Origin of the sequence: Microcoleus sp. PH2017_24_DOB_U_A (genome assembly GCF_020738205.1) — a bacterium.
Lineage (GTDB): Bacteria > Cyanobacteriota > Cyanobacteriia > Cyanobacteriales > Microcoleaceae > Microcoleus.
Genome location: NZ_JAEQCT010000207.1, coordinates 1 through 1,504, shown reverse-complemented (window position 1 = coordinate 1,504; position 1,504 = coordinate 1). Strand labels below are relative to the sequence as shown.

General features: G+C 42.2%; 2 pseudogenes. One reads left to right on the top strand and one right to left on the bottom strand.

What is annotated here, in order from left to right:
• Positions 1-467: pseudogene (locus tag JGK07_RS33035) on the top strand (IS1 family transposase); the annotation flags it as partial.
• A gap of 64 nt (positions 468-531) precedes the next feature.
• Here the strand turns inward: JGK07_RS33035 and JGK07_RS33030 are convergent.
• Positions 532-702 (bottom strand): annotated as a pseudogene (locus JGK07_RS33030) (transposase family protein); the annotation flags it as partial.
• Positions 703-1,504: the final 802 nt, after the last annotated feature.

The window sequence follows — 1,504 nt, the reverse complement described above, 5'->3', positions numbered from 1 at the left end:
AGCGGCTGCTGTTAAGAAGCAAGTGGAAGTGACTCCCAAAGAAAAAAAGCGCTTGAATGTTCAGATGGATGAGTTATGGTCATTCGTTGATAGTAAAGGCAATCAGCAGTGGGTCTGGCTGGCATTGGATGCCCAGACTAGGGAAATTGTTGGTGTACATATTGGAGATCGTAGCGCAGTATCGGCTCAATATCTATGGAATTCAATGCCACCAGTGTACCGTCAATGTGCAGTAATTTATACTGACCACGTTTTGTGCTTATGATTCTGTATTGCCCAGCAAACGTCATCAAAGCGTAGATAAAGATAGTGGTTTTACTAGCTATATCGAGCGCTTCAACTGTACTATTCGACAACGAGTGTCTCGACTGGTAAGAAAGAGCCTAGCCTTCTCTAAAAAATTAGAAAATCATATTGCTGCAATTTGGCGGTTTGTGCATCATTACAATGCTAATTTACAACTCTAAATCCCTACTTTTATTTGAATTCAGTTTTATTCTCTCGATCCTTTCCTTCAGGGGACTACCCGTATTTAGCTCGCCCGTAACTTTCGATATCGACCCATGTATCAGCACCGCAAATCACGGCACAAATTGAGATGGTAATAATATCAATTAATTGATGATGTTTCGTCCGCTCAATTCTTGGATCTTCTCAGTCAGCAAAATGGTCGGCGATGGTGATTTTAGGTTTAAGTTTCATGCAGGGCAAACTCTAATTAAATATTTTTTGAGTAATCAAGAACCATCCTCCAATATACCATATTCTGTTAATATGAAATTTAGATGCGTTCGCCCTGTGATAAACGTGAGCTAGTCTTTGGGCAATCGCACTTTTTGACCTGCTTAGTTTAAACTCCAATTATCAAGCTTATGACGAAAAACTGTCATTTCTGGTCATAGGCCTGACAATCAACAGACAAAGACAAAAAACATTATTTTGTCCTATAACCCTTGCCAGAAAAGCGTTATAGCCACAAGTTTTTAGACCTGAATCCTTACTTTCAACTTAAAGTGCGGAATGTGGGTTACATCAATTTAGTAAGCAGAGACAACCAATCACCCTTTCCAATTTCGGTTGAAACCGCATCACCTTAAATTTGGGGCAATTGGATGGCAATCGCCTGTAGCCGGAGCCGAGCGCCCCTAGCCGCTTGCCCATAGCCCGAGCGGGTCTCAATCGCGGGCGATCGTCAAAAGATCTCAAAAGGGTTCTATATATAGTAGTAGCCATTTTACCTCTCAACGATTCTACCGACCCTTCATGACAGACGGCGGTCAAAAACTGACATTGGGGGTAAAAAAGCAGGTTCTGGCGTTAAAGAGGAACGAGCAATCGGATCTCGGAGCATCGAGGAACACCCAAAAGCCTTACGGTGTATAGATTGAGCGAAAGATAAAAATTGTTTTCGCAAAACGCTTGACAAGCCCTTGCGAAATAAGTATATTAATAAAGCGCCAGAGAGAGAGCGGTTCACACCGCGAACTTAAGGCACAGAGAACTG